Source organism: Rhodospirillales bacterium (genome assembly GCA_014323865.1).
Classification (GTDB): domain Bacteria; phylum Pseudomonadota; class Alphaproteobacteria; order SP197; family SP197; genus SP197.
The window spans coordinates 236,181-259,964 of sequence record JACONG010000010.1 but is presented as its reverse complement, the minus strand read 5'-3'; the positions used below and the strand labels follow the sequence as shown (position 1 = coordinate 259,964).

Sequence of the window (23,784 nt, the reverse complement as noted above, 5' to 3'; positions counted from 1 at the left end):
CCGTCACGGCGCGGGGATTGACCTCGCCCGCATCGGCAAGTCCGGGCCCGATCGCGCGCCCGACCCTGGGGTCCGCAAGAAGGTCTTCAACCCAGCCACCGGCGAGATGGAGGCCGTCATCCCCGGCGGTGCCCGCATCACCTTCCCCGGAGAAGAGCCGTTCTACGCACCGACAATGGTCTCTGACGAAAACGGCAGGCAGACCCATGCCCCGCCGGGCTCCGCGTTCACCCTCACCGGTGAAAAGGACGAGGACGGACTATCGCTCACGACCGACGGCCGCAGCCTCCGCTTCGGCCTGTTCTGAACTAGAGGCTTGTTAACACAAAAGAATGATACTATTTTCCCTGATAACGCAAATATGCCGTGGGAAAGCAGAATGACCGATCCAATTGCCCGCATCCTGACGAACTACCCGAAGGCCTTCTTTCAAAGCCTCATGGAACAGATGGACGCAGCCTTTGCGAAGGCGCTGCGCGTGACGCGCCGGGACTATGCCGAGCCCGAGCGGGCCAACATGCTCGGACAGGCGCGCCATGCTTGCTGCGAAGAAGGGTTCAGGACGGCGGCAGAGGGTGCGGGAATGACGGCGGTGGCTCTGCATACCAAGCCCGCCGGTGGCCGCTACAGCCTGGTGAGCCATGAAGGCGTGCATCTGATCCGGGGCAACGTGCAAGTGCATTGCGGCCCGCCCCGTCCGACACGGTTCCGGAGGGAACAGGCGGCGCTGAATGAATGGCTGGATCCGTGCCAGCTCGATCTCCTTCGGACGGAGCCCAGGCCATCCTCGGAACAGCTTTGCGGGATGATTGTGGTGACGGCGTATCGGCAGAACGGCGACGCGAGCATCCCGGCCTTCGTGGGACTTGGGATTCCGCGCAGCGACTTGGCGGAATGGGTGGTTCTGGAACCGATCCAGAAGCTGCTGGCCCGTTACCATGATGTCGAGACGAAGACCCACACGCCGCCCGAAGCCTCGGTCGACGTAAAGGACAGGGCCGTGCCGCGTCTCAAGAAGACACTGCCCGGCGATCCAACAGCTTAGACCCCGGCATCGGGGCGCGGGGAGAAAGACCATGCGCAATGGCACACCGGGGTTCAGAGCAGAGCGACTGGTGGAGGCCCGGGATGCCCGGGGCCTTACACAGGTGGCGCTCGCTGAGTTGATCACCCGAACAAGCTCCAGCATTTCGCGCTGGGAGGGCGGAGGACAATCACCCGAACCGGAAGCGGTGGAGGCGTTGGCGCGCACGCTCAACGTGCCCGTCGCATTCTTTCTGCGGCCACTGCCGGATCATGGTCCGGCCCCGATGTTCTTCCGCTCGATGGCGAGCACCACGCAGTCCGTGCGCAAGCGGACACAAGCGCGGATGCGATGGGCACAGGATATCGCGCTGAGCCTCCAGGAATGGGTGGATCTGCCCGAGGTCAATGTGCCGCGCCTCGACGTGAGCAACCACGGGGAGATCCGAAACGAAGATATCGAACACATGGCGAGCGCGTGCCGGGCGACGTGGAATCTGGGCGCAGGCCCCATTGCCGACGTGTTGCTTGTTCTTGAGAACGCCGGGATCGTCGTCGTCAAGGAAGAAGTGGGCACCGTCAAAATGGACGGGCTGTCGAACTGGTCGGCGGCAGACGGTCGGCCCTACGTGCTCATCGCGCGCGACAAGGATACCTGTGTCCGGTCGCGCATGGACGCAGCACATGAGTTGGGGCACCTGGTGCTGCACCACAGTCTCAAGCCGAGGCCTCTGAACAACAGCGCGGACTTCAAGGAAATCGAGCGGCAGGCCTTCGATTTTGCCGCGGCCTTCCTCATGCCCGCGGAGAGTTTCTCACCGGAAATCTGGTCTCCCTCGCTCAATGCCTTTGTTGCTCTCAAGGAGCACTGGAAGACGTCTGTGGGCGCAATGATCATACGCTGCGCCAGGCTCGGCATGCTGAGCGAGGAACATCAACGGCGGCTCTGGAAACATTACAGCGCTCGGGGATGGCGAAAGAGTGAGCCAATGGACGACGAACTTGCCCGCGAATATCCACGCCTGCTGAGCCGCTCGGTGCGGCTGTTGGTCGAGGAACAGGTGCGAAGTCGCGAAGCGCTGTTGAACGATTTCCGGCTCCATGGATCTGATGTGGAGGCGCTTTGCGGGTTGCCTCGGGGATATATGACAACCAAAGCGGCGGACGTGGTGGCCTTGCCGAAGCTGAAACGGCCGGACAGCTCAAATGTTGGTGGCGGTTCCGTCGTGTCGTTTAATCGGGATTAGCCCCAGGACAGTCGGCGACACTCTCGGAAGGACACGCATCGAGGTCACCATCGACGACGACGCCCTGCGCAAGGCGCTTCAGAAGCTCAGCCAGACCGTCGCCGACCCGCAGCCTGTCATGACCTCGATCGCCGAGGGCTGAGTCATTTCATCTCCCGAGCTCTTCGGGCAGCGGGATGTGAATGTCGGAATCGGCATTTTGCTGTGGATAAGTGCTGCAGAAAGAGATTGACGCCCATCGCCTTGATCGGCTAGTCAGTGGCCGTCTTGGAACAACCCATGGAGGGGATAGACCATGAACAAGTTATCAGCCGCTGTTGCAGGCATGATCCTGATTGCCGGCGTGTCCGCCCAGGCTCAGGTTCCGGGTACAACCGATCCGGCCCCCACCGTTCAAATCCAACACGGTAAAAGCGGTAAGGAAACCGGTCGAAATGTAACAATCAACCGGGACGTGTATCGAGCACTACGCGACAGTATAAATCGGATTGATCAAGCTGTCGCAGGTGGCCGTCTTGAGGCCCCGGTGGCTCTTCCGGCTGGGAAAGGCACCTTGACGGGATACATACGGACTGATGTGCCCGATTTTTTCGGTGCCGTTGTTACCAACTATCTCATTGGCCATCTCGCAGTCATCGCCGATTTCGGTCAAGGGACGGTCAAGACATTTGCGGGCAATTTTTATCGGTTTAACACCCATCACAACCGGCGGGTATTTGGCTGGAATGGTCGTGGCAGGTTTTACGGGACTCTTTCGGGTAGCGGAACCATCAGCCGAACGGAAATCAGAAGCAATCTGCTCGGCGCTCTTGAGGGCAATTCACCGAACCACATCGTCGTCGATGCCGATCTCGAAGGCAGGGTTTCCAATAACGGTGGTGCAACCCTGGTGCACGGCGGCGTTACAGGAACCTATATATCAGTCAAACGCAACCGCGATCGCACAGAACTTATCTCACGTTCGCGAACTGCAGATATCACTAGCGGCAAGTTTTTCGCCACCAACAAGAGAGACAACAGCGCGCCCGGTATGGTCCTCATCGCCAGCAAGGGACCTGGGGCAAGAGCAACTATCTCCCGGGCCACTTATCTCAGGCAAGTCGATGCTTTCAGTCTGTTCGATACAGCTGTCGAAGCTGGCCGTCTTGAGGCCCCGAGGACTCTCCCGGCCGGGAGAGGCGTCTTGACGGGATATATAAAGACGGACTACTTCACATCGTCTGAGTATATCTATGGCAGCAGAAACTATATCCTTGGCCGTCTCGCAGTCGACGCGGATTTCGATAGCGGTACGGTCACGACAACCGCGGGCAATTTCAGGGAGTTCGCCGCCGGACGCCCCGGCGATGGGCTTGACAACTACTTCTTTGCAAATGGCGTTGACACTACCGGGGAGCACTGGCAGCAATCCGTGTGGTCGGGCAGAGGTGAGCCGACGAATGGCTGGGATGGTCGTGGCAGGATTTACGGGACCCTTTCCGGTGATGGAACGATCGCTGCGGGCCCCGGTGGATTTACAAGCAGCCTGAATGGCAAGCTCAGTGACGGTAGAATCGGTGACATAGACGTCGATGCCGACATGACAGGCCAGCTTCACAGGAACGGCAACGGCGACAAACTGGTGTTGCTCGGAGCGGTTACAGGAACCTATACGCCTGCAAGCGAGAACAGCCTTAAAGGCAAAAAAAGAGGGGCCAAACAAGTCGCCAGAATCACCGATGGATCATCGCCAGGCAGTCTTGCTATCAACAACGGCAAGTTTTTCGCCATCGAGAGGAGTAAAGACATCGCATCCGGTCTGGAGCGTCTCGGAACCCCGCGCGGTGCCGGTCAAGGTGCAACAATCAGACCGTTCCAACATCTCCAGCGAATCGACAACCTCGCTTTCATCAATGCAGCTGTCGAGAATGGGCGTCTTGAAGCCCCGGATACTCTTCCCGTTGGGACAGGTACCCTGACGGGATATGTCAAGGCTGACAATCTCTTCTCGGATCGTCGTGTCATCGGCAATCTCACAATCGAGGCCGATTTCGGTGCAGGTACGGTCACGACATCTGCAAGCGATTTCAGGCAGTTCAGGCGCGGTGACTTGTCGGGGCAGCTTGCAGGTTCCGGAACGATCACTGCAACCGAGATTGACAGCACCCTGAATGGTGTCATCACTCTTGATGATGATGGTACAACCACCACCACATTGGTCGGAGGGTCGATGGACGGTAACGTGTACGATAACGATGGGTCGTTGCTGGTACACGGAGGACTTACAGGATCCTTTACGACAGACGGATCAGCCACCGATATCGCAGGCGGGGCGTTTTACGCTGTCCAGAACTGAGTACCGAAGGAAGAGTTCAGGCGGCATGGCCGCCTGAAACTTCCCCTGAAACTTCTTGTTTCTCCCGATGCGGAGTGGGTTTACGCACTTGGCGCACCTGGCTGGAATCGCAGACGATTTCCAGCCAGGTGCGATCCGTTTCGGCCTGACAAGGATCGCAGGGGCGGGACGCTGGCCGCGCTCTACGGTGCCCGGATACATATCAACCCTGCCGAGCCGCCCGCCTGCGCGGCTGCCGCGCCCGCGGTCGCGAGGATGCCTATTTCGGCGCGCAATACTCGCGCGACCAGCTCGCGGAGATGGGCTACGACACCCAGCGCCCCGCGCCGGAGGTCATCACCCGCGCCATCCAGCTCACCTTCTACGACCTCCCCACGCTGACCCGGCGAGATCGAGACCGCCGACATCGCCACCCTGGCCGCCCGCGATCCCGAAATGCTCGATCTGGTTCTCGGCGTCCTCTTCCACTACGATCCCTGACCATGGCCACACACACCATCATGCTGCCCACCCCGCAGGACGACACCCTGCGCTCCATCGTCTGGGACGATGTTGCCGGAACCTTCTCGGGCGAGCACAGCGCCGTGCCCTGGCTCAACGACGAGGCCGAGCGGGCCGCGCGCGGCGAGCCCGTCCGCATCATGCTCGACGATTGCAGCATCGACGTGCGCGACCCCGGTCACGATCCCGCCGACCTGCTCCGCCTGCTGACGCTCGTCTGGCAGGGCGTCCACCCGCCCGGCGAGAGCCCTACCTCGGCATCACCGTCACCCTCCCCCCGGTGTTCGACGGCATCGAGCCCACACCCCTCACCCCCGCCGGTGCCCTGATCACATGGCCCAACGGCGAGACATCCCACGTCGCCGCCACGATCCTCGACGAGGCCGGCCGCGAGACCCCGGTCCCGCCCGGCACTATCCTCACCCTCACCGGCGAAAAGGACGCGCGCGGCCTCCCCCTCACCACCGACGGCCACAGCCTCCGCCTCGGCCTGTTCTGACCGAACAGGGCAGGGATCGATGATCACGGTTCATACTATCGGATATGAGAAGTCGTCGATTGAGGACTTCATCGCTACGTTGAAGTTGCACAGCGTAGACGTACTGGTTGATATCCGTGAAGTCCCGGTTTCACGGAAGCGCGGCTTCTCAAAGCGCGCGCTTTCTCAAGCTGTAAGTGATGCCGGCCTTGAGTACGCTCACTTCCGGGCCCTTGGCGACCCGAAAGCGGGCCGGGATGCGGCAAAACGAGGCTATAAAGAGGTCTTTGAACGAATCTTTCGTGCGCATTTGATGGGTGAAGATGCTCAGGCCGCCTTGGAAGAAGTCAGTAAACTTGGCACAAACTCAAGGATCTGCCTTCTTTGCTTCGAACGTGACCATAAGTGCTGTCACAGGGCCATCGTGGCCGAAGAGCTTGTGAAGCGGGGCGAGGCTCTTGAAGTCAGCCATCTTGGTGTCTTACGGGGAGTCGTTGACACGGGTTATGGCGAACAAAATGAATCAGCTCATTCGTTCGGGTGAGACCGAGGCGGTCGTCATAATCAAGGCGGCACCGCGGGTTGGACAGAAGCACGGCGAGACTGTTTGTTGCGCCGTCATTGATCTTCACGGACGCTGGCTTCGTCTCTATCCGATCTCATTCAGAAGCCTTGACGAGACGCAGAAGTTCCGTCGTTGGCAGCGAATCCGTTTCAAATGTCGGCGCGCCAGTGATGATCCACGCATAGAAAGCCACCGCGTTGATCAAGGGAGCATTAAGATTGTTGGCTCGCTAAAAAAGTCAGAGCGAAGAACATTCTTGGCGAGTTCTATTGTCAGCGGACTTGATTCTGAGCGATCAAAAGGCCGAAGTCTTGCGCTTCTGAAAGCGGAAATCATTGGTTTCCGCATTGAGAAGAAGACGACCAAGGAAGTCAAAAATGAGAATGAGAAGTTTGAGGCTTTGCGGCGCCAGGCCGAACTTTTCAATACAACGCCTATTATTCCTTACGAGCCATGCCCATATCGATTCAAGTACAAATATCGCACTGATGACGGAGAAAGAGAGGGTACATGCCAAGATTGGGAGACCGAGGCGACCTATTATCGTTGGGCCAAGGAGTATGGTGGCGAGGAAGCGCTGGCGAAAATTCAGCGTGTTTATGGCGAGGATTATCCCAAAAAAGGGATGCTCTTCGCCATGGGCACACATTCGTTGTATCCAGATACTTGGCTGATCAACGGTGTGGTTCGCCTAGACGGAGTTGATGAGCCAACGCTGTTCTGACGATGATCATCAATCGGCGAGCACCTGCTCAACACGACCCGCGAGCGCTTCCGCACCCAGACCGATCCGGACGGGCAGCCTTGGGCACCGCTCAGCGAGACGACGAAGGGCCGCAAGAAGCGCAACCGCGACAAGGTGCTCACATGGCGAGGCTTCCTTCGCGGCAACATCGCCTACCGCGCCACAGCCGACGAGGTCACCATCGGCTCGCCCTCGGTCTACGCCGCAACACACCAGTTCGGCGCGACCAAAGGCAACATCCCCGCAAGACCCTTTCTCGGACTCTCCGACGAAGACCAGGACGCCATCTCGCGCATCGTCCTCAAAGCACTCGACGACGCCACCACAGCACCCTGATCCAATCCCCGACGCGGTGTTGATGATTTCAACATCTTGTTGAATCCAGCGCGATCCGGTCATTTTTGCGCAAAGAGTTTCCCATCAAAACACCCCCCAAGTTTCGCATCACTCAACAAATGTCACCGCTCGAAAGACGCTTGAGACAGGCCGCGGACCAGGTTGCGAAGGTGCCCCCGGCAAGCGCCTGCCGGATGTCCGCCATCAGCTTCTGATAGAAGGCCACGTTGTGCAGGGTCAACAGCATCGGACCCAGCATTTCATTGCAGCGGAAGAGATGATGCAGGTAGGCGCGGCTGTAGGTTGAGCAGGGCGATTCCGGAAAGGTCGCGTCAAGCGGCCGCGGATCGTCCCGATGCCGGGCGTTGCGGATATTGACCGTTCCGCGACCGGTGAAGGCCTGGCCGGTCCGGCCGGAGCGGGTCGGCAGAACGCAATCGAAGATGTCGATGCCGCGCGCGACCGCGCCAAGGATATCGTCGGGACGGCCCACGCCCATGAGGTAGCGCGGCCTGTCGGGGGGAAGATGCGGCACCGTTGCATCCAGAATCCGGAACATTTCGGACTGCCCCTCGCCGACCGCAAGGCCGCCGACGGCATAACCATCGAAGCCGATGTCGGTCAGTGCCGAGGCCGAGGCCCGGCGCAGGTCCTCGTGGGTTCCGCCCTGAACGATGCCGAACAGGGCATAGCCCGCACGAGGCTCGAACGCCGCCTTGCAGCGGGCCGCCCAGCGCATCGAGCGTTCCATCGAGGCTCTGGCGCGTTCATGGGTTGCGGGATGTTCCGTGCATTCGTCGAGCACCATGGCGATGGTCGCATCGAGATCGTTCTGGATGGCCATGGCACGTTCCGGAGTGAGCACGTGCCGGCTGCCGTCGATATGGCTCCGGAAGGTGGCACCGTCCTCCGCAATCCTGCTCATTTGCCGGAGCGAAAAGATCTGAAAGCCGCCGCTGTCGGTGAGGATCGGGCCCGGCCAGTTCATGAAACGGTGCAAGCCGCCGAGACGTCCGATGCGTTCGGATCCGGGACGCAGCATCAGGTGGTATGTGTTTGCCAGCACGGCATCGGCACCGGCCTCGCGTATCTGTTCGGGCAGGAGGCCCTTCACCGTTGCGGCCGTTCCGACCGGCATGAAGGCGGGCGTCCGGATCGGGCCGTGCGCCGTCGCGATGACGCCGAGGCGGGCGGCGGCCTCGGTCCCGAGGACGCGCCAGGCGAAGGGGTGAATGTCCTCGCCGGTCATCGGTGCGGGATGCGGGCGGCGGAGGATGTGGGGCGGCGAAGCCGGGCCCGGCCGCAGGATATCACCACTTGCGCCTCCATCTACGGCGCGACGGTCGCCGCACAGGCATGTGTGAGCAGGCATGTGTGAGCAGGCAGGCATCGCCATAGCTGTAAAAGCGATACTTCTCCGCAACCGCCGAGCGATAGAGCGACCGGATCGTCTCCTGTCCCGCAAAGGCCGAGACCAGCATGACGAGTGTCGAGCGCGGCAGATGGAAGTTGGTGATCATCAGATCGACCGCGCGAAAGCGATAGCCCGGCGTGATGAAAATGTCGGTCTCGCCCTCGAAGGGTGCGATCGTGCCGTCCCCGGTCGCAGCGCTCTCCAGCAAACGGGTGCTGGTGGTGCCGACCGCCACGATCCGACCGCCCGCGGCCCGGGCACGGTTGATCCGCTCCGCCGTCCGGCGGTCGATCCGGCCCCATTCGGCATGCATGACGTGATCGTCGGTATCCTCGACGCGGACCGGCTGAAACGTCCCGAGGCCCACATGCAGCGTGACGGTGGCGCAGCCGATACCGGCATCGCCAAGCCGCCCGAACAGCGCATCGGTGAAGTGAAGTCCCGCGGTCGGCGCTGCCACCGCGCCCGGTTCGGTGGCATAGACGGTCTGGTAATCCGTGCGATCGTCGCGCCCGTGGTCCTGCTCCGGGTCCTGCTCTGGATCTTGCCCCGGGGGGCTGCGCCGGCGTTCGATATAGGGAGGCAGAGGCATGGCCCCGTGCGTGTCGAGCAGGGTCGTCAGGTCATCGTCGCCGGTCTCGAAGGACAGGGTGATGTCGCCCATGTCGCCCCTCGATGTCACCACGGCGGAGAACCCGGGTGCGATGTCGATGCGGGTGCCGTCCGAAAGCCTGCGCGCAGGGCGGGCCAGCGCCTTCCAGTCTCCGTCACCCGTCGGCGAGACAAGCGTGAGCTCGATCCTGCCCTCCCCCTTGCGTCCGATCAGGCGCGCGGGAATCACGCGCGTGTCGTTGACGACCAGAAGGTCGCCGGGACGCAGGAGATCCGGCAGATCGCGGAAGATGCGATGATCCATGGCACCGTCGCGCCCGGCCACCAGAAGACGCGCGGCATCGCGCGGCTCGACGGGGTGCTGCGCGATCAGGTCGCGCGGCAGTTCAAAATCGAAATCGTCGACCTTCATCGGGCTTCATCGGGCTTCATCGGGGGCCGCATCGGACCGCATCGGCGCTTCAGTCCGTTCCGGCCCTGCGCTCCCGATAGCGTTCCACCGCGGCAGCAAGGCGATGCCCGACACGCTCGGGCACGAAACTGCGGTAATCGCCATCGAGCAGGGCGACTTCCTTGACGAGGCGCGAGGCGATGAAGGTGTGCCGTTCCGAGGCCATCAGGAAGACCGTCTCGACATCGTTCTCCATGCGGGCGTTCATCCCCGCCATCTGGAACTCATAGTCGAAATCGCTGACGGCGCGCAGGCCCCGAACGATCACCGAGGCTCCGCAGTCCTTCGCGAAACTCACGAGCAGGCCTTCGATCGGACGGACCTCAAGCCGGGCGAGACCCGGACCGTCGGGCAGTTCGGCAAGCTCGTCGCGCAGCATGTCCATGCGCTCGTCGAAGCTGAACAGCGGGTTCTTGCCCGTGTTGATCGCCACCCCGACGATCAGGCGGTCCATCAGGCGACGCGAACGGGTGACAATATCGAGATGCCCGGTCGTGACGGGATCGAAGGATCCCGGGTAGACAGCGGTCCGCCATGTGCTCATTTCCGCGTTTCCTCTCCCGGCGTTTCGTCTTGTGGCGTTCGGTCTTGCGGTGTTCGGTCTTGCGGTGTTTCGTCTTGGGGTGTTGGGGGGCCGGAGGGAGTCCCGGTTTCCAGCGCGCCTTGCGGCGACGTGCTGTTTTCGTCGATGTCTTCGTCCGGGGCCTCCTCGTTGTCTTCGTCGTCGGCCTCGTCGTCGATGCGCGCGACCGACACAACCCGTTCGTCCCCGGCGACCCGGAACACGGTGACGCCACGGGAGCAACGCCCGGTGATGCGGATTTCATCGACAGCGCTGCGGATGAGCTGGCCGCCATCGGAGACCAGAACGACCTGATCGCTTTGCCCGACAGGGAATGCGGCGACCACCTCGGCGCGCGGCGTCTCCCCGCCGCGATCGAGGTTCATGTTCCCGATGCCCTTTCCGCCGCGGCCCGTCACCCGGTAGTCGTAGGCCGAACTGCGCTTGCCGAAGCCGTCGCTGGCCATCGTCAGAAGGAACTGTTCACGGGATTTCAGATCGTCGTAGACCGCATCCGCAAGGGCGACGTCCTCGCTGGCGTCCTCGCTGGCGTCGTCGGCCTCATCCATGTCGTCGGCGCGCCGTTCCTGGCTGACGCGCCTGAAGAAAGCCCTGCGCGTGGCAGCGTCGACCTCGACATGGTCGAGGATCGTCATGCCCAGAACCTCGTCGCCCCCGGCGAGACGGATGCCGCGCACGCCCGACGAGGTGCGGCCCGCGAACAGGCGGATATCGCCGACACGGAAACGGATGCAGCGGCCCTGGCGGGTGAACAGCAGCACGTCCCGATCGTCGCGGCAGGTCTCCACGCCGATCAGTCGTTCGCCGTGCCCGAGCTTCATGGCGATCAGGCCGTTGGCACGGATGTTGGCGAAGTCCGACAGCCGGTTGCGGCGGACCGAGCCGTGGGCCGTGGCGAACATGATGTGAAGCCTGTCCCAGCTCTCCTCGTCGAGCGGCATCGGCAGAACGGTGGAAATGGTCTCGCCCTCGTCGAGCGGCAGCAGGTTGACGAAGGCCTTGCCGCGCGCCTGCGGCGTCGCCATGGGCAGGCGGTAGGTCTTGAGGCGGTAGACCAGTCCGGAGGTCGAGAAGAAGAGCAACCAGGCATGGGTGTTGACGACAAAGACGCGGCTGACGAAATCCTCGTCGCGCGTCGCCATGCCGCTGCGCCCCTTGCCGCCGCGCTTCTGTGCGCGATAGGTCGCGAGCGGCACGCGCTTGACATAACCCTTGTGGCTCACGGTGACGACCATGTCCTCGGGCCGGATCAGGTCCTCATCGTCCTGATCGGCGGCGGCGTCGCTGATCTCCGTGCGGCGCTCATCGGCGAAACGCTCGCGCAGCTCGGACAGTTCCGCGCGGATCACGCTCATCAGGCGTTCGCGCGAGCGCAGGATGTCGAGGTAGTCGGCAATGTGCGCGCCGAGCTCCCCAAGCTCCGCGGCAATCCTGTCGCGCTCCAGACCGGTCAGGCGGTGCAGGCGCAGATCGAGGATCGCACGCGCCTGCTCTTCGGAGAGCATACAGAACCCGTCCGCCTCGACCCTGGCCGCGATTTCCTCGCCCTCGACCAGGGCGATGAGCGGCAGGATGTCGCCCAGCGGCCATGTGCGCGCCATGAGGCCCGCGCGTGCCTCCTGCGGGTCGGCCGCGTTGCGGATCAGGGCAACGACCTCGTCGACATTGGCGACGGCGAGCGCCAGACCCAGAAGCAGATGCGCGCGATCGCGCGTCTTGCCGAGCAAATGGCGCGTACGGCGCGTGACGACCTGCTCGCGGAAGGCCACGAAGCTGCCGATGATATCGCGCAGCGTCATGAGTTGCGGACGCCCGGTGTCGTCGAGCGCCAGCATGTTCACCGCAAAGGCATTCTGCAGCGGCGTGAAGCGGTAGAGCTGGTTCAGCACGACATCGGCCATGGCGTCGCGCCTGAGCTCGATGACGACACGCACGCCATGGCGATCGCTCTCGTCGCGCAGTTCGCCGATGCCCTCGATCCGCTTTTCCCGGACCAGTTCGGAGATCCGCTCGATCATCCGCGCCTTGTTCACCTGATAGGGAATCTCGGTGACGACAATGGCCTCGCGGTCCTTGCGTATCTCCTCGATGTGAGTCCGGGCGCGCAGGGTGATCGAGCCGCGACCGGTCTCGAAGGCCTGGACGATGCCCTGCCTGCCCATGACGATGCCGCCGGTCGGGAAGTCCGGCGCCAGGACATAGCGCATCAGATCGCGGGACGAGACGCCCGGGTTCGCGATACAGGCGCAACATGCGTCGATCACCTCGCCCAGATTGTGGGGCGGGATGTTGGTCGCCATGCCGACCGCGATACCGCTGCCGCCGTTGACCAGAAGGTTCGGGAAGCGCGCCGGCAACACGACCGGCTCCTGTTCGGAGCCATCGTAGTTGTCGCGAAAATCGACGGTGTCGTTGTCGATATCGTCGAGCAGGCTCTCGGCCACCCTGGCCAGCCGCGCCTCGGTGTAACGCATGGCCGCCGGGGGATCGTTGTCCATCGAGCCGAAGTTGCCCTGGCCGTCGATCAGCGGCACGCGCATGGAGAAATCCTGCGCCATACGGACCATGGCGTCGTAGATCGCGCTGTCGCCGTGGGGATGGTACTTGCCCATCACGTCGCCGATGATACGGGCCGACTTCCGATAGGGTTTGTCGGAGGCGTAGCCCTCCTCCTCCATGGCGTAGAGGATGCGCCGGTGGACCGGTTTCAACCCGTCGCGCACATCCGGCAAGGCGCGCGCCACGATCACGCTCATCGCATAATCGAGGTAACTCTTCCGCATCTCCGCCTCGATGGTGACGGGAGCGATGTCGGGCGGGATATCGGGCGAATCTGGCTGAAGAGGGTCGGACAAGACGCCTGCCGGTTGTTACAGGGTGGTTGCTACAGGATATTGCGGTTCGACGGTTTTTCGAGCGCAAGATACGCTGTCATCGAAGGGGCGAGACTAGCACGTTACGCAGCGGCGAACAAACCTCCGAAACCACCTCTCCGACCGACATTCCGCCCAGCGCGCCAGCCCGCGTTTTTCGGGGCAAGAGGCGCGTCTTGACTTCTCTGGCGTATTCCTGCAAAGGTATGGGTGGGGTATTGTCATGAGGAGGCAGCAATGGTCCAACCGTTCGAACTCGGTCTCGCGATGGCCGTAGGGACGTCAGGCGGCGTGTACAGCGCCGGAGTCGTCGACTTCCTGATCGAGGCGCTTGACGCCTGGTACGCTGCCAAGGCCTCGCAATCATCCGGTGGGGCATCCAGTGGGGCATCCGGTGGGGCTGTCCCCAACCATGATGTGACGATCAAGGTGCTGTCGGGCTCGTCCGCCGGTGCAATTTGTTCGGCCCTTGCCGGTGTCGCCCTTCACGCCGAGACAACGCCCGTCCACGACACGAACAACCCGCCGGCCGGAAACCGGAACCGTCTTTTCCATTGCTGGGTCGAGCGCGCCGACATCGCCGACCTGCTCAAGACCGACGACATCGACTCCGACGGCGCGTTCGTTCGATCCTTACTCAACCCGACCGAATTGGGGCGCATCGCGCTGGAGGGGTTCGAGGTTGAACAACGAAAGACCCCACGGCCCTATGTTTCCGACCCGCTTCCCCTCTTCCTCACCGTCTCCAACCTGCGCGGCGTGCCTTACGAGTTCTATCTGGCCGGCGACGACCAGGCCGACACCTACGGTATGCTCGCGCACGGCGACCATATGCGGTTCCTGATGGGATCAGGGCAGAAAGGCAATACGCTCTTCACGGGCCTCGACACGGAAGCGCTTCCCGATGGTGAAAACTGGCTGCTGTTTGCGGATTCCGCTCTTGCAAGCGGTGCCTTTCCGCTCGGTCTGCAGCCGCGCCGTCTGAAGAGGCCAACCGCGCAGTATGACGAGCGGCTTGATGTGGGGGTTCCGGCCCGGTTCCCATCGGGCTTCCCGGATTCTTACGAGTTCCTCTGCGTCGACGGCGGACTGATCAACAACGAACCGCTTGAGCTCGCACGCCGTTATCTCGCGGGAGAGGGCCGTTATCCCGCGGAAGAGGACAAGCGCAATCCCCAGACCGCGACGGAAACGCACAGGGCGGTCATGATGATCGATCCGTTCCCGAACCAGCCGGAGTTCGAGGCGCGCTATACGGGCAAGGACGACATCGTTTCAGTGCTCAAGGCGATGTTCCGCGCCCTGATGAACCAGGCCCGCTTCAAGCCGGAAGAGCTGGCGCTGGCGAAAGACCCGGAAGTCTTCAGCCGGTTTGCGATCTCGCCGTCCCTGAGGCCCGAAGGCGGCACGGGGCAAATGGATGCGGCGATCATCGCCTCCATTCTGGACGGCTTCGGCGGGTTCCTCGCACGCGAGTTCCGTCGTCACGATTTCGAACTCGGGCGACGCAACTGCCAGCGCTTTCTGCAACGGCACTTCGTTCTGCCGGCAAACAACGAGCGCATTTTCGGATCAATGTTCAAGAACGACGAGATGATCAAAGCATGGTGCGTGCGCGACGGAAAGGGCCAAAAGGTTTACAGCAAAAGCGATCCCTCCCAGGGGCCGATGATGCCGATCATTCCGCTTGTCGACGGTGTGAAGGATCCGATCGGACGGCCGGAGCGGCCCGGCCTGGATGCGGTCGATCTCAGGCTTCTCGAACAGCGCATCAAGCACAGGGCCCGAGCGGTCTGCGGACGCCTTGCGGAGCAAGCCCTGAAGGACAAAAGCTGTTTGTGTTACTACGCAGGCAAGCTTTACGTGCGTCATAGGTTTGTCCCGAAGTTCGTTCCCAAAGCCATGAAGCATGTGAGATGTGAACTCTCAAAGCTCGAACCGGTCGCTGCAGACCCCTCGTGCGCTCGGAAACATCGGCAATCGGTAACGTGACCGTTGAAGCCTGGAACGGGTTGAGGCCTAGAACGGGATCTCGTCGTCGATGTCGGCGACGCCGCCGCTTCCGCTGCCGCCGGGCTCGCCATAGCTGTCGCTGCCGTAGCTGCTGCCACCGCCATGGCCGTCGCTGTCGCCCTGCCAGCCCGTGGCGGAGCCCGTGCCGGAGCCAGCCTCTCCGCCGCCGCCACGGTTGTCGAGCATGACCATGGTGCTGTTGAAACCGCGCAGGACAACCTCCGTGCTGTACTTGTCCTGACCCGACTGGTCCTGCCATTTGCGGGTCTGAAGCTGGCCCTCGATGTAGACCTTGCTGCCCTTGTGCAGGTACTTCCCGGCGACCTCGGCCAGCTTGCCGAACATCACAACGCGATGCCATTCCGTGCGTTCGCGGCGTTCGCCGGTCTTCCGGTCGTTCCAGGTCTCCGAGGTCGCAACGGAAAGGTTGGTGACGGGATCGCCATTGTTCATGCGCCGGATTTCGGGGTCGCGCCCGAGGTTGCCGACCAGAATGACCTTGTTGACACTGCCCGCCATGTTCACTCTCCGTTCGCGATTGTCAGGGGGACCCTAGCGCAGCTTCGGGGCGTTGTCACGAGGGCGGTGGGGTTGCGACAGGGCTCGCGGCGGCGTTGTCGATAAGGCTCGCGGCGCGGTTGCGACAGGGCGCGCGGCGCGGGGTGTGCGGCGCAGCTTACAGGGGTCGGGCAGGTGTCGGGAAGGCCGCGAAACGCCTGGATGAAGCGCTATCCACAGGACCCTTGCCAGCCCCCGGCCACGGCCCTAATCAGGATCGGGAACGAGACACATAATGCAGAAATCCATCCGCATCCGCGGCGCGCGCGAACACAATCTCAAGAATATCGATGTCGATCTGCCACGGGACAGATTTGTCGTCATCACCGGCCTCAGCGGATCGGGCAAGTCCTCGCTCGCCTTCGACACGATCTATGCGGAAGGCCAGCGGCGCTATGTGGAAAGCCTCAGCGCCTATGCCCGGCAGTTTCTGGAACTGATGGAAAAGCCCGCTGTCGAGCATATCGACGGGCTGTCACCGGCGATCTCGATCGAACAGAAGACGACATCGAGGAATCCGCGCTCGACGGTCGGCACGGTGACAGAAATCCACGACTACATGCGGCTCCTGTGGGCGCGCGTCGGTGTGCCCTGCTCACCCGCGACGGGACTGCCGATCGAGAGCCAGACCGTAAGCCAGATGGTCGACCGCATCATGGCCATGCCGGACAAGACCCGGCTGATGCTGCTGGCCCCCATCGTCCGCGGTCGAAAGGGCGAGTACCGCAAGGACCTGGCCGAACTTCTGCGGCGCGGTTTCCAGCGGGTGAAGATCAACGGCGAGGTCCACGCCATCGAAGAGGCCCCGGCGCTCGACAGGAAGCGCAAACACACGATCGAGGTCGTGGTCGACCGCGTCGTGGTGCGCGAAGGGCTGGAGCAGCGCCTGGCGGACTCGATCGAGACGGCCCTGGGCCTGACCGAAGGGCTGGCAATCGCCGAGGACGTCGACAGCGGCGAGCAGACGGTCTTCTCGTCGAAATTCGCCTGTCCGGTCTCCGGCTTCACGATCGAGGAGATCGAGCCGCGCCTGTTCTCGTTCAACAACCCGTTCGGCGCCTGCCCGTCATGCGACGGCCTGGGCAGCCGGCTCTACTTCGATCCCGAAATCGTCGTGCCCGACGAGAATGTGAGCCTGAGGAACGGCGCGGTCGCGCCCTGGGCGAACTCGACATCGCAGTATTACAGCCAGACGCTCGAATCCCTCGCCAGGCATTTCAGGCAGAAGATGACGACCGCCTGGGGCGAGCTCTCCGCGGAGATGCGCGACACGGTCCTCCATGGCTCGAAGGGCAAGCCGATCACGATGACCTTCGACGACGGGCTCAGGACCTACGAGACCAACAAGCCGTTCGAGGGGGTCATCCCCAACATGGAGCGGCGCTGGCGCGAGACCGACAGCGAATGGGTGCGCGAGGACCTCGCCAGATACCACAACACCGCGCCCTGCGAGGCCTGCGACGGTTATCGCCTGAAGCCCGAGGCGCTGGCGGTGAAGATCGGCGGGTGTCATATCGGCGAGGTCTCCGACATGTCGATTGGCGCGGCTGCCCGCTGGTTCGATTGCATCGAAGACCGGATGACGGACAAGCAGAAGGAAATCGCCGTGCGGATCCTCAAGGAAATCCGCGAACGGCTCGGATTCCTCAACAAGGTCGGCTTGGAGTACCTCACGCTCAGCCGCAACTCCGGAACGCTGTCGGGCGGCGAAAGCCAGCGCATCCGCCTCGCCTCGCAGATCGGCTCCGGCCTGACGGGCGTGCTCTACGTGCTCGACGAGCCGTCGATCGGCCTCCATCAGCGCGACAACCAGCGCCTGCTCGACACGCTGGTGAACCTGCGCGATCTCGGCAACACCGTGATCGTGGTCGAGCACGACGAGGAAGCCATTCGGGCAGCCGACCATGTGATCGACATGGGACCCGGTGCGGGCGAGCACGGCGGCGAGGTCATCGCCGAGGGCACACCCGAACAGGTCATGGCGAACCCGGCCAGCCTGACCGGTCAGTATCTTGCCGGCATGCGCCGGATCGATGTGCCCGGGACCCGGCGCAAGGGCCGCAGGAAACAGACCCTCAAGGTGGTCGGGGCGAGCGCCAACAACCTCAGGACGATCACCGCCAGCATCCCGCTCGGCACCTTCACCTGCGTCACAGGCGTCTCGGGGGGCGGCAAGTCGACGCTGATCATCGAGACGCTCTACCGGGCGCTCGCCAAACGCCTCCACAACGCCCGCACCCATCCCGGCGCGCACGAACGGATCGAGGGCATCCAGCTGCTCGACAAGGTCGTCGACATCGACCAATCGCCCATCGGGCGCACACCGCGCTCCAATCCGGCAACCTATACCGGTGCCTTCACGCCGATCCGCGACTGGTTCGCGGGCCTGCCCGAAAGCAAGGCGCGGGGCTACAAGCCCGGCCGGTTCAGCTTCAACGTGAAGGGCGGTCGCTGCGAGGCCTGCCAGGGCGACGGGACGATCAAGGTCGAGATGCACTTCCTGCCCGATGTCTACGTCCAGTGCGAGGTCTGCAAGGGTGCGCGCTACAATCGGGAGACACGCGAAATTACGTTCAAGGGCAAGTCGATAGCGGATGTTCTCGACATGACGGTGGAAGAAGGTCTCGCGTTCTTCAAGGCCGTGCCGTCGATCCGGACGAAGCTGGAGATGCTCACCCTGGTCGGTCTCGGCTATATCAGGGTTGGCCAGCCGGCCACCACGCTCTCCGGTGGCGAGGCGCAGCGCGTCAAGCTCGCCAAGGAGCTATCGAAGCGCGCCACCGGCAAGACCCTCTACATCCTCGACGAACCCACCACGGGCCTCCACTTCGAGGATGTGCGCACATTGCTTGAGGTGCTTCACGCCCTGGTCGAGACCGGCAACACGATTGTGGTGATCGAGCATAACCTGGAGGTCATCAAGACCGCCGACTGGATCATCGATCTCGGCCCCGAAGGCGGCGACGGCGGCGGACGTATCGTCGCCGAGGGCACACCCGAGGCCGTGGCCGAGGTCTCCGAAAGCTACACAGGCCATTATCTGGCCGATCTTCTCAGGCCTCGCACCGCCGCCGACGCCGCCGAATAGCCGAACGAACACAGGGTCAGGAACGTGGGGTCAGGAATGCGGGGTCAAGAACGCGGGCGGGGGGCCTCGCCCCCTGCGAGCGCGCGGTCGGACAGGATCGTCCCGACGGGGATCATACCGGCGAGGGTCATCCCGACGGGGGGCTGGCCGGTGCCGGTCATCGTCGGAAGTGTCTGGAGAGGGCCAGCGCCTGGCCCTGGTAGTGGCTGCCGAGATCGGTGCCGTAGAGTCGGTCCGGCACGTCGGTCAGGCGTTCGTAGCGCAGACGCCCCATGATCTGGCCGTGTTCCAGCAGGAACGGGACATCGTGGCTGCGAACCTCGAGCACGCCACGGGAGCCGGCATCGCCGGTGGGACTCCAGCCGAAGCCGGGATCGAAAAAACCCGCGTAGTGCACGCGGAACTCGCCCACGAGCGTGTCATAGGCGACCATCTCGGCGGCGTGATCGGGCGGCACCCTGAGCCGCTCGCGGGTCGCGAGGATGTAGAAGTCGCCGGGATTGAGAATCAGGCCCTCGCCCTTGCGGGCGTATATCGGATCCCAGAAGTCCCTGGCATCCCGTGCGGCCTTGCAGTCGATATCGATCACATCGGTGTGCTGCCTCGCCCTGTAACCGACCAATGAGCCCTCGCCCTCGCCGTGAAGATCGAGCCTGAAGGCGACCGCCTTGTCGCCCTCCGGCGGGCTCTCCGGCGTGTCAACCAGCCCGTGCTCCCTGTGCAGCCGCTTGAGTGTCGTCTTGCCGAACACGGGCGAACCGCGCCGCAGCCGAAGCTGACAGAGCCTCGACCCCCGACGCACCACGACACTGAAGGTGCGCGGCGACACCTCCGCATAGAGCCGCCCCCTGTAGCCCTTGCGCACGCGGTCGAACTCCGTTGCGTAGTCGGTGATGACGCGGGTGAAGATATCGAGGCGGCCGGTCGAACTCCTGGGATTGGCGATGCCGGCCACATCATCGGTCAAGCGGAGCTCTTCCTGGAGGGGCACGATGTAGACGCAACCGCGTTCCAGCACGGCCTCCTCGCCCAGGTCGATGCGGTGCATACCGAGTTCGCGCAGCTTGCCTTTCACGGTCGCCTTCGGCCCGGGCAGGAAGGAGGCGCGCACGCGCCAGGCCTCGTCGCCGAGCCGCAGGTCGATACTGGAAGGCTGGATCTGATCGTCGGCGGCGGGGTCGGCGGGCAGGATCTGTTTGCCCACCAGTTCGCGAATGCGCTGCGAGGGCAGAAGCCCCGTGGTGTGTGCGCCCGCGGTCCTGTCGACCGGCCCCGGGACCAGCCCCGGGATCATTTGCGGCGATGCCTCTGCCATGTCCGAACCTGCCTGCCGGGCCGGACACTAGCAGCTTCTATGGCGACGATCATGGCGGCAATCAGGCGGTCCGAACGCGTCATGCAGAGTTATGCACAGGCGCCCATGTTCGCGATCAGAATTGGCGTGTGTGTTGAGGGGGCATTGACGGGGGCATTGACGGGGGCGTTGGCGCGCCCTAACCCGGAGCCATGATCCGACCCATTCATGTCAGGCCCATTCATGTCATCGGTGGTGGGCTCGCCGGTTCGGAAGCGGCCTGGCAGATCGCGCGCGCCGGTATGCCCGCGATTCTTCACGAGATGCGTCCCGAACGCGGCACCGACGCCCACAAGAGCGGCACGCTGGCCGAACTCGTGTGCTCGAACTCGTTTCGCTCCGACGATGCCGAAACCAATGCCGTCGGCCTGCTGCATGAGGAGCTGCGCCGGGGCGGGTCGCTCATCATGGCCGCAGCCGACGCGCATCAGGTGCCGGCCGGCGGGGCGCTCGCGGTCGATCGCGACGGGTTTGCCGAGGCCGTCGAGGCGGCCATCGAACGCGATCCCATGATCACGATCGAGCGGGGCGAGGTCGACGCCCTGCCGGCGGCAGACGACGGCCTTGCCATCGTCGCGACGGGACCGCTGACGTCCCCGGCGCTGTCGGGCGCAATCCATGCTGCAACCGGCAGCGACAGCCTGGCGTTCTTCGATGCCATTGCACCCATCGTGCATCGCGACACAATCGATTTCGACAAGGCCTGGTTCCAGTCCCGCTACGACAAGCCCGGGCCGTCCGGCGATGCGGCCGCCTATATCAACTGCCCGATGACGATAGCGCAATACGACGCCTTCATCGATGCCCTGACGAACGCCGGGAAGACCGAATTCAGGGACTGGGAGAAGGACACGCCCTATTTCGAGGGCTGCCTGCCGATCGAGGCGATGAGCGAGCGGGGCCGCAATACCCTGCGGCACGGTCCGATGAAGCCTGTCGGCCTGACCAACCCCCATTGCGACGAGCGCCCGTTCGCAGTGGTCCAGCTGCGCCAGGACAATGCGCTCGGCACGCTATTCAACATGGTGGGATTCCAGACCAGGCTGAAGTACGGCGAACAGACACGAATCTTCCGCACGATCCCCGGCCTCGAGAACGCGGCGTTCGCAAGGCTGGGCGGGATGCACCGCAACACCTTCATAAACAGCCCGGCCCTGCTCGATGGCGCGCTGCGACTGCGCCGCCTGCCCCATATCCGCTTCGCCGGACAGATCACGGGCGTCGAGGGTTATGTCGAAAGCACGGCGATCGGCCTGCTTGCCGGGCGCTTCGCCGCCCTCGAACAGCAGGGACGGTCCATCGTCCCGCCGCCGGCGACAACGGCACTCGGCGCATTGCTGAACCACGTCACCGTCGGTGCCGATGCCGAGACCTTCCAGCCGATGAACTGCAACTTCGGCCTCTTCCCGCCGCCACCGGTAGAGACCGGAAAGAAACGGCCCGGCAAGACGGAACGGCGTGGCATGTGGGTATCGCGGGCCCGTGCGGATCTCGGAACCTGGCTGGGCGAACGGCAGGCAGCGGCCTAGTCAGGCGCGACCCCCGGCGAGCAACCGATCGACCGTGGCCATGTCGACCACAGCCTCGCCGGAAAGCACCCCGGCGTGGTCGCTGCGGATCGCGTCGAACTGCCGGCTGTAGACCGCCGCCAGCCCGACGAGCATGGCCGCCGCGCCGTCCGTCTCGTCGTTGAGGGAGGCCAGATCGTTCATGGCGAGGGCATGGTGACGTTCGGTCAGAGCCGCGATCGTGCCGACAAGCGGTGCCAGGGCAGCATCGTCGCCAGCGCGCGCCGCGATCCGGAGCGTGGCCCTGGAGAGGCCGGATTGATCGAGAAGGTCATCCGGCAACGTCAGGTGCTGGGGTGCGCGGTCGGCATCGAGCCTGAGGTCCCGCAGGATGTGAACCAGATAGCTGAAGATGGCGAGATGACGGGCGTAATCGGCGGCAGGCCGGGTCAGGGCAAGCGTCGAACTGCCGTCACGCTCCATGCGACAGGCGAGGATGTAGACAAACACGGCAGCCGGCGCGACAGCGGCACCCTCGGTGTAGTCCAGGAAGTCCTGCCAGGTCGCGAGCGGCTGTTCGGAGACGTCGCGCTGCATGGCATCGGCCAGCCCGTGGAAGGACTCCGGCCCCATCGCGCCCTGCCCCAGTGTGGCGTTCATCGCGGTGAAAACGATGTCGTCGTCACCCGTCGCGGAGCCTGCGATGTAGCGCCCCCCTGTCGCGGCCGTGGCGTGGGAGCGCCAGATCTCGACATGCTCGCGCATCGCCGGGCGTGCCGCGTCGCGGGCGGCGGCATCCTGTCCCAGAAACCCGTCGTCGACCTCGTCGTCGATCACACGCATGGCGCAATAGGCCGGGAAGAAAAGCTGTCGCCTGGCCCGTGGCAGCAGGGCGGCGAGGCGCGTCACGTTGCTCGGACGCGCGGCGACAAAATCGGCGCACCAGGCCTTCGCGCTCTCGATTGCCGGATCGGATCGGGACATGCTCAGAATCGCCCCATCAAGCTGCGCCAGAGAACGGAAAGCTGCCGGCCGACGCTCCGGTTGAGAAAGGCCGGATCGAACGGGTTGTAGCCGTTGCGCTTCAGCGTGGCGAGATCGTGCGCGGCGAAGGCCAGCGGCAGGAAGGCCGGCACGGCCTCTTCGGGAACCTCGCGCCGCGCCTGCCGCGCGGCACGCAGATGCTGCTCCGCACGAACGCAGACCGCCTTCACCACCCCGGAAATCCGGTCGCGGTGTTCCTCGCGCAGAATGTCGCGGGGCTCCAGCCGGACAGGCTCCAGAAGTTCCGCCGGGAGCATGGTCCGGCCCTGCTGCGCCAGAGCGCCGGTCGAGCGCAGCACGCCGCTCAGCGCCATGGCGCGGCCAGCATCGCCACAGCTTCCGTCCGGCCCGGCATGGGTCATCCCGAGCACCCCGGCGGCCTGCCGCAGGAGGTTTCCGGCGGTCGCCGCGCCATAGTCGCCGAGCGCATCGAGTGTCAGGGGCGGCGAGGCGGCGAGATCGGCCCGCCTTCCATCGATCATGGCGTCGAGAAGCGCGCGATCGCAGGACTCCCAGTTCGCGGCCAGGGCCTCGACGACATCGTGGCGGCGGGGTGTCCCGGCGGCGATGCCGTCAAGCGCCTCGCGCCACCACTGCAGGCGAATCTCGCCCAGCATCGGTTCGGAGACGACCTCGCGGACACGGGCAAGCTCGTGATTGAAGGCGTAGAGCGCAAACAAGGCTTCGCGACGGGACGGCACCGCGAACAGGGTGCAGAAAAAACGGTCAGGATCGCTCGCGCGCACGAGGGAGCCAATTGCCGAGAGTCGCCCGGTCGTTTCCGTCACCGGTACAAGGCCTTGGCCATTGGAGAAAAAACCAGCCGACCGCCGTCATAACTGGACTTTCGAGAAGGTTTCGCACAGATTGTCGGCCATGGGGGATGGGTGCCCTGTTTCAGTTCGCGCGCATCCCGCGTCGTCTCCGGACCGGTCCGTCGCGGGCATTCCGGGAGCGAAACGTCACTCGAATTCACAGGTGGTGGAAAGCCAATGGCAAAAATTCTCGAATCACTCCCATGCACTGTGACCGCAGGCTGTGTCCTGACGGTCATTG

General features: G+C 63.7%; 20 protein-coding genes. 12 read left to right on the top strand and 8 right to left on the bottom strand.

The features are described from left to right. The first annotated feature begins 106 nt into the window (after positions 1-106). The 9 genes from GDA49_05595 to GDA49_05555 all read left to right on the top strand — a co-directional run bounded on the left by GDA49_05595 (position 107) and on the right by GDA49_05555 (position 7,230). Complete coding sequence (locus tag GDA49_05595) at positions 107-307, top strand: hypothetical protein (protein ID MBC6439879.1); 201 nt, start codon at positions 107-109, stop codon at positions 305-307. Between the two features lie 54 nt (positions 308-361). Further along, complete coding sequence (locus GDA49_05590) at positions 362-1,045, top strand: hypothetical protein (protein ID MBC6439878.1); 684 nt, start codon at positions 362-364, stop codon at positions 1,043-1,045. A gap of 31 nt (positions 1,046-1,076) precedes the next feature. Beyond that, positions 1,077-2,270, top strand: coding sequence for an ImmA/IrrE family metallo-endopeptidase (locus GDA49_05585; GenBank protein MBC6439877.1), 1,194 nt, complete (start codon positions 1,077-1,079; stop codon positions 2,268-2,270). A gap of 295 nt (positions 2,271-2,565) precedes the next feature. Then, on the top strand, positions 2,566-4,605 hold the full coding sequence (locus GDA49_05580; GenBank protein ID MBC6439876.1) for a hypothetical protein: 2,040 nt from the start codon (positions 2,566-2,568) through the stop codon (positions 4,603-4,605). 482 nt (positions 4,606-5,087) lie between these two features. After that, positions 5,088-5,435, top strand: coding sequence for a hypothetical protein (locus tag GDA49_05575; protein MBC6439875.1), 348 nt, complete (start codon positions 5,088-5,090; stop codon positions 5,433-5,435). Further along, positions 5,387-5,605, top strand: a complete 219-nt coding sequence (locus tag GDA49_05570) for a hypothetical protein (protein ID MBC6439874.1) — start codon at positions 5,387-5,389, stop codon at positions 5,603-5,605. Before GDA49_05575 ends, GDA49_05570 begins: the two co-directional genes overlap by 49 nt. Positions 5,606-5,624: 19 nt before the next feature. After that, a complete protein-coding gene (locus tag GDA49_05565; protein MBC6439873.1) occupies positions 5,625-6,128 on the top strand; it encodes a DUF488 domain-containing protein in 504 nt (167 codons plus the stop codon). Next, positions 6,103-6,873: a hypothetical protein gene (locus tag GDA49_05560; protein MBC6439872.1), complete on the top strand. Its 771-nt coding sequence runs from the start codon at positions 6,103-6,105 to the stop codon at positions 6,871-6,873. The genes GDA49_05565 and GDA49_05560 overlap by 26 nt, the downstream gene beginning before the upstream one ends. 12 nt (positions 6,874-6,885) lie before the next feature. Then, positions 6,886-7,230 carry a phage virion morphogenesis protein gene (locus GDA49_05555; protein MBC6439871.1) on the top strand — a complete coding sequence of 115 codons (345 nt, stop codon included), beginning with the start codon at positions 6,886-6,888 and terminating at the stop codon, positions 7,228-7,230. Positions 7,231-7,342: 112 nt separating this feature from the next. Here GDA49_05555 and tgt read toward each other — a convergent pair whose 3' ends face one another. From tgt to gyrA, 4 genes are all read right to left on the bottom strand, one after another. Continuing rightward, positions 7,343-8,479: a tRNA guanosine(34) transglycosylase Tgt gene (gene tgt, locus GDA49_05550; protein MBC6439870.1), complete on the bottom strand. Its 1,137-nt coding sequence runs from the start codon at positions 8,477-8,479 to the stop codon at positions 7,343-7,345. 61 nt (positions 8,480-8,540) lie between these two features. Continuing rightward, the gene (gene queA / locus GDA49_05545; protein ID MBC6439869.1) at positions 8,541-9,668 is read right to left on the bottom strand and encodes a tRNA preQ1(34) S-adenosylmethionine ribosyltransferase-isomerase QueA; all 1,128 of its coding nucleotides are present in this window, start codon (positions 9,666-9,668) and stop codon (positions 8,541-8,543) included. Positions 9,669-9,717: 49 nt separating this feature from the next. Then, positions 9,718-10,251 carry a pantetheine-phosphate adenylyltransferase gene (gene coaD, locus GDA49_05540; GenBank protein ID MBC6439868.1) on the bottom strand — a complete coding sequence of 178 codons (534 nt, stop codon included), beginning with the start codon at positions 10,249-10,251 and terminating at the stop codon, positions 9,718-9,720. Continuing rightward, complete coding sequence (gene gyrA, locus GDA49_05535) at positions 10,248-13,073, bottom strand: DNA gyrase subunit A (GenBank protein ID MBC6439867.1); 2,826 nt, start codon at positions 13,071-13,073, stop codon at positions 10,248-10,250. Before gyrA ends, coaD begins: the two co-directional genes overlap by 4 nt. A 327-nt stretch (positions 13,074-13,400) precedes the next feature. On the opposite strand from gyrA, the gene GDA49_05530 reads away from it, so the two are divergent. Further along, complete coding sequence (locus GDA49_05530; protein MBC6439866.1) at positions 13,401-15,155, top strand: patatin-like phospholipase family protein; 1,755 nt, start codon at positions 13,401-13,403, stop codon at positions 15,153-15,155. A gap of 27 nt (positions 15,156-15,182) precedes the next feature. Here GDA49_05530 and ssb read toward each other — a convergent pair whose 3' ends face one another. After that, complete coding sequence (gene ssb, locus GDA49_05525; protein ID MBC6439865.1) at positions 15,183-15,695, bottom strand: single-stranded DNA-binding protein; 513 nt, start codon at positions 15,693-15,695, stop codon at positions 15,183-15,185. Positions 15,696-15,969: 274 nt separating this feature from the next. Between ssb and uvrA the strand changes: the two genes are divergently transcribed. Beyond that, positions 15,970-18,822, top strand: coding sequence for an excinuclease ABC subunit UvrA (gene uvrA / locus GDA49_05520; protein ID MBC6439864.1), 2,853 nt, complete (start codon positions 15,970-15,972; stop codon positions 18,820-18,822). Positions 18,823-18,979: 157 nt separating this feature from the next. Here uvrA and GDA49_05515 read toward each other — a convergent pair whose 3' ends face one another. After that, positions 18,980-20,116 (bottom strand): 2'-deoxycytidine 5'-triphosphate deaminase, encoded by a 1,137-nt coding sequence (locus GDA49_05515; GenBank protein ID MBC6439863.1) that lies wholly within the window; start codon positions 20,114-20,116, stop codon positions 18,980-18,982. Between the two features lie 212 nt (positions 20,117-20,328). On the opposite strand from GDA49_05515, the gene trmFO reads away from it, so the two are divergent. Next, complete coding sequence (trmFO, locus tag GDA49_05510) at positions 20,329-21,705, top strand: methylenetetrahydrofolate--tRNA-(uracil(54)-C(5))-methyltransferase (FADH(2)-oxidizing) TrmFO (GenBank protein ID MBC6439862.1); 1,377 nt, start codon at positions 20,329-20,331, stop codon at positions 21,703-21,705. Here the strand turns inward: trmFO and GDA49_05505 are convergent, their stop codons facing one another. Both GDA49_05505 and GDA49_05500 read right to left on the bottom strand, forming a co-directional pair. Next, complete coding sequence (locus tag GDA49_05505) at positions 21,706-22,668, bottom strand: squalene/phytoene synthase family protein (GenBank protein ID MBC6439861.1); 963 nt, start codon at positions 22,666-22,668, stop codon at positions 21,706-21,708. It abuts the gene before it with no gap. 2 nt (positions 22,669-22,670) lie between these two features. Next, on the bottom strand, positions 22,671-23,516 hold the full coding sequence (locus GDA49_05500; GenBank protein ID MBC6439860.1) for a squalene/phytoene synthase family protein: 846 nt from the start codon (positions 23,514-23,516) through the stop codon (positions 22,671-22,673). Positions 23,517-23,784: the final 268 nt, after the last annotated feature.

What these genes read in the sequence shown, in the direction of transcription:
- GDA49_05565 (MBC6439873.1), top strand. Translation starts at nt 5,625, where the DNA reads ATGATCACGGTTCATACTATCGGATATGAGAAGTCGTCGATTGAGGAC.
- GDA49_05515 (MBC6439863.1), bottom strand. Translation starts at nt 20,116, where the DNA reads ATGATCCCGGGGCTGGTCCCGGGGCCGGTCGACAGGACCGCGGGCGCA.
- GDA49_05505 (MBC6439861.1), bottom strand. Translation starts at nt 22,668, where the DNA reads ATGTCCCGATCCGATCCGGCAATCGAGAGCGCGAAGGCCTGGTGCGCC.
- trmFO (MBC6439862.1), top strand. Translation starts at nt 20,329, where the DNA reads ATGATCCGACCCATTCATGTCAGGCCCATTCATGTCATCGGTGGTGGG.
- GDA49_05590 (MBC6439878.1), top strand. Translation starts at nt 362, where the DNA reads ATGCCGTGGGAAAGCAGAATGACCGATCCAATTGCCCGCATCCTGACG.
- queA (MBC6439869.1), bottom strand. Translation starts at nt 9,668, where the DNA reads ATGAAGGTCGACGATTTCGATTTTGAACTGCCGCGCGACCTGATCGCG.
- GDA49_05595 (MBC6439879.1), top strand. Translation starts at nt 107, where the DNA reads ATGGAGGCCGTCATCCCCGGCGGTGCCCGCATCACCTTCCCCGGAGAA.
- gyrA (MBC6439867.1), bottom strand. Translation starts at nt 13,073, where the DNA reads ATGCGGAAGAGTTACCTCGATTATGCGATGAGCGTGATCGTGGCGCGC.
- uvrA (MBC6439864.1), top strand. Translation starts at nt 15,970, where the DNA reads ATGCAGAAATCCATCCGCATCCGCGGCGCGCGCGAACACAATCTCAAG.
- GDA49_05580 (MBC6439876.1), top strand. Translation starts at nt 2,566, where the DNA reads ATGAACAAGTTATCAGCCGCTGTTGCAGGCATGATCCTGATTGCCGGC.
- GDA49_05575 (MBC6439875.1), top strand. Translation starts at nt 5,088, where the DNA reads ATGGCCACACACACCATCATGCTGCCCACCCCGCAGGACGACACCCTG.
- tgt (MBC6439870.1), bottom strand. Translation starts at nt 8,479, where the DNA reads ATGACCGGCGAGGACATTCACCCCTTCGCCTGGCGCGTCCTCGGGACC.
- ssb (MBC6439865.1), bottom strand. Translation starts at nt 15,695, where the DNA reads ATGGCGGGCAGTGTCAACAAGGTCATTCTGGTCGGCAACCTCGGGCGC.
- GDA49_05530 (MBC6439866.1), top strand. Translation starts at nt 13,401, where the DNA reads ATGGTCCAACCGTTCGAACTCGGTCTCGCGATGGCCGTAGGGACGTCA.
- GDA49_05585 (MBC6439877.1), top strand. Translation starts at nt 1,077, where the DNA reads ATGCGCAATGGCACACCGGGGTTCAGAGCAGAGCGACTGGTGGAGGCC.
- coaD (MBC6439868.1), bottom strand. Translation starts at nt 10,251, where the DNA reads ATGAGCACATGGCGGACCGCTGTCTACCCGGGATCCTTCGATCCCGTC.
- GDA49_05560 (MBC6439872.1), top strand. Translation starts at nt 6,103, where the DNA reads ATGAATCAGCTCATTCGTTCGGGTGAGACCGAGGCGGTCGTCATAATC.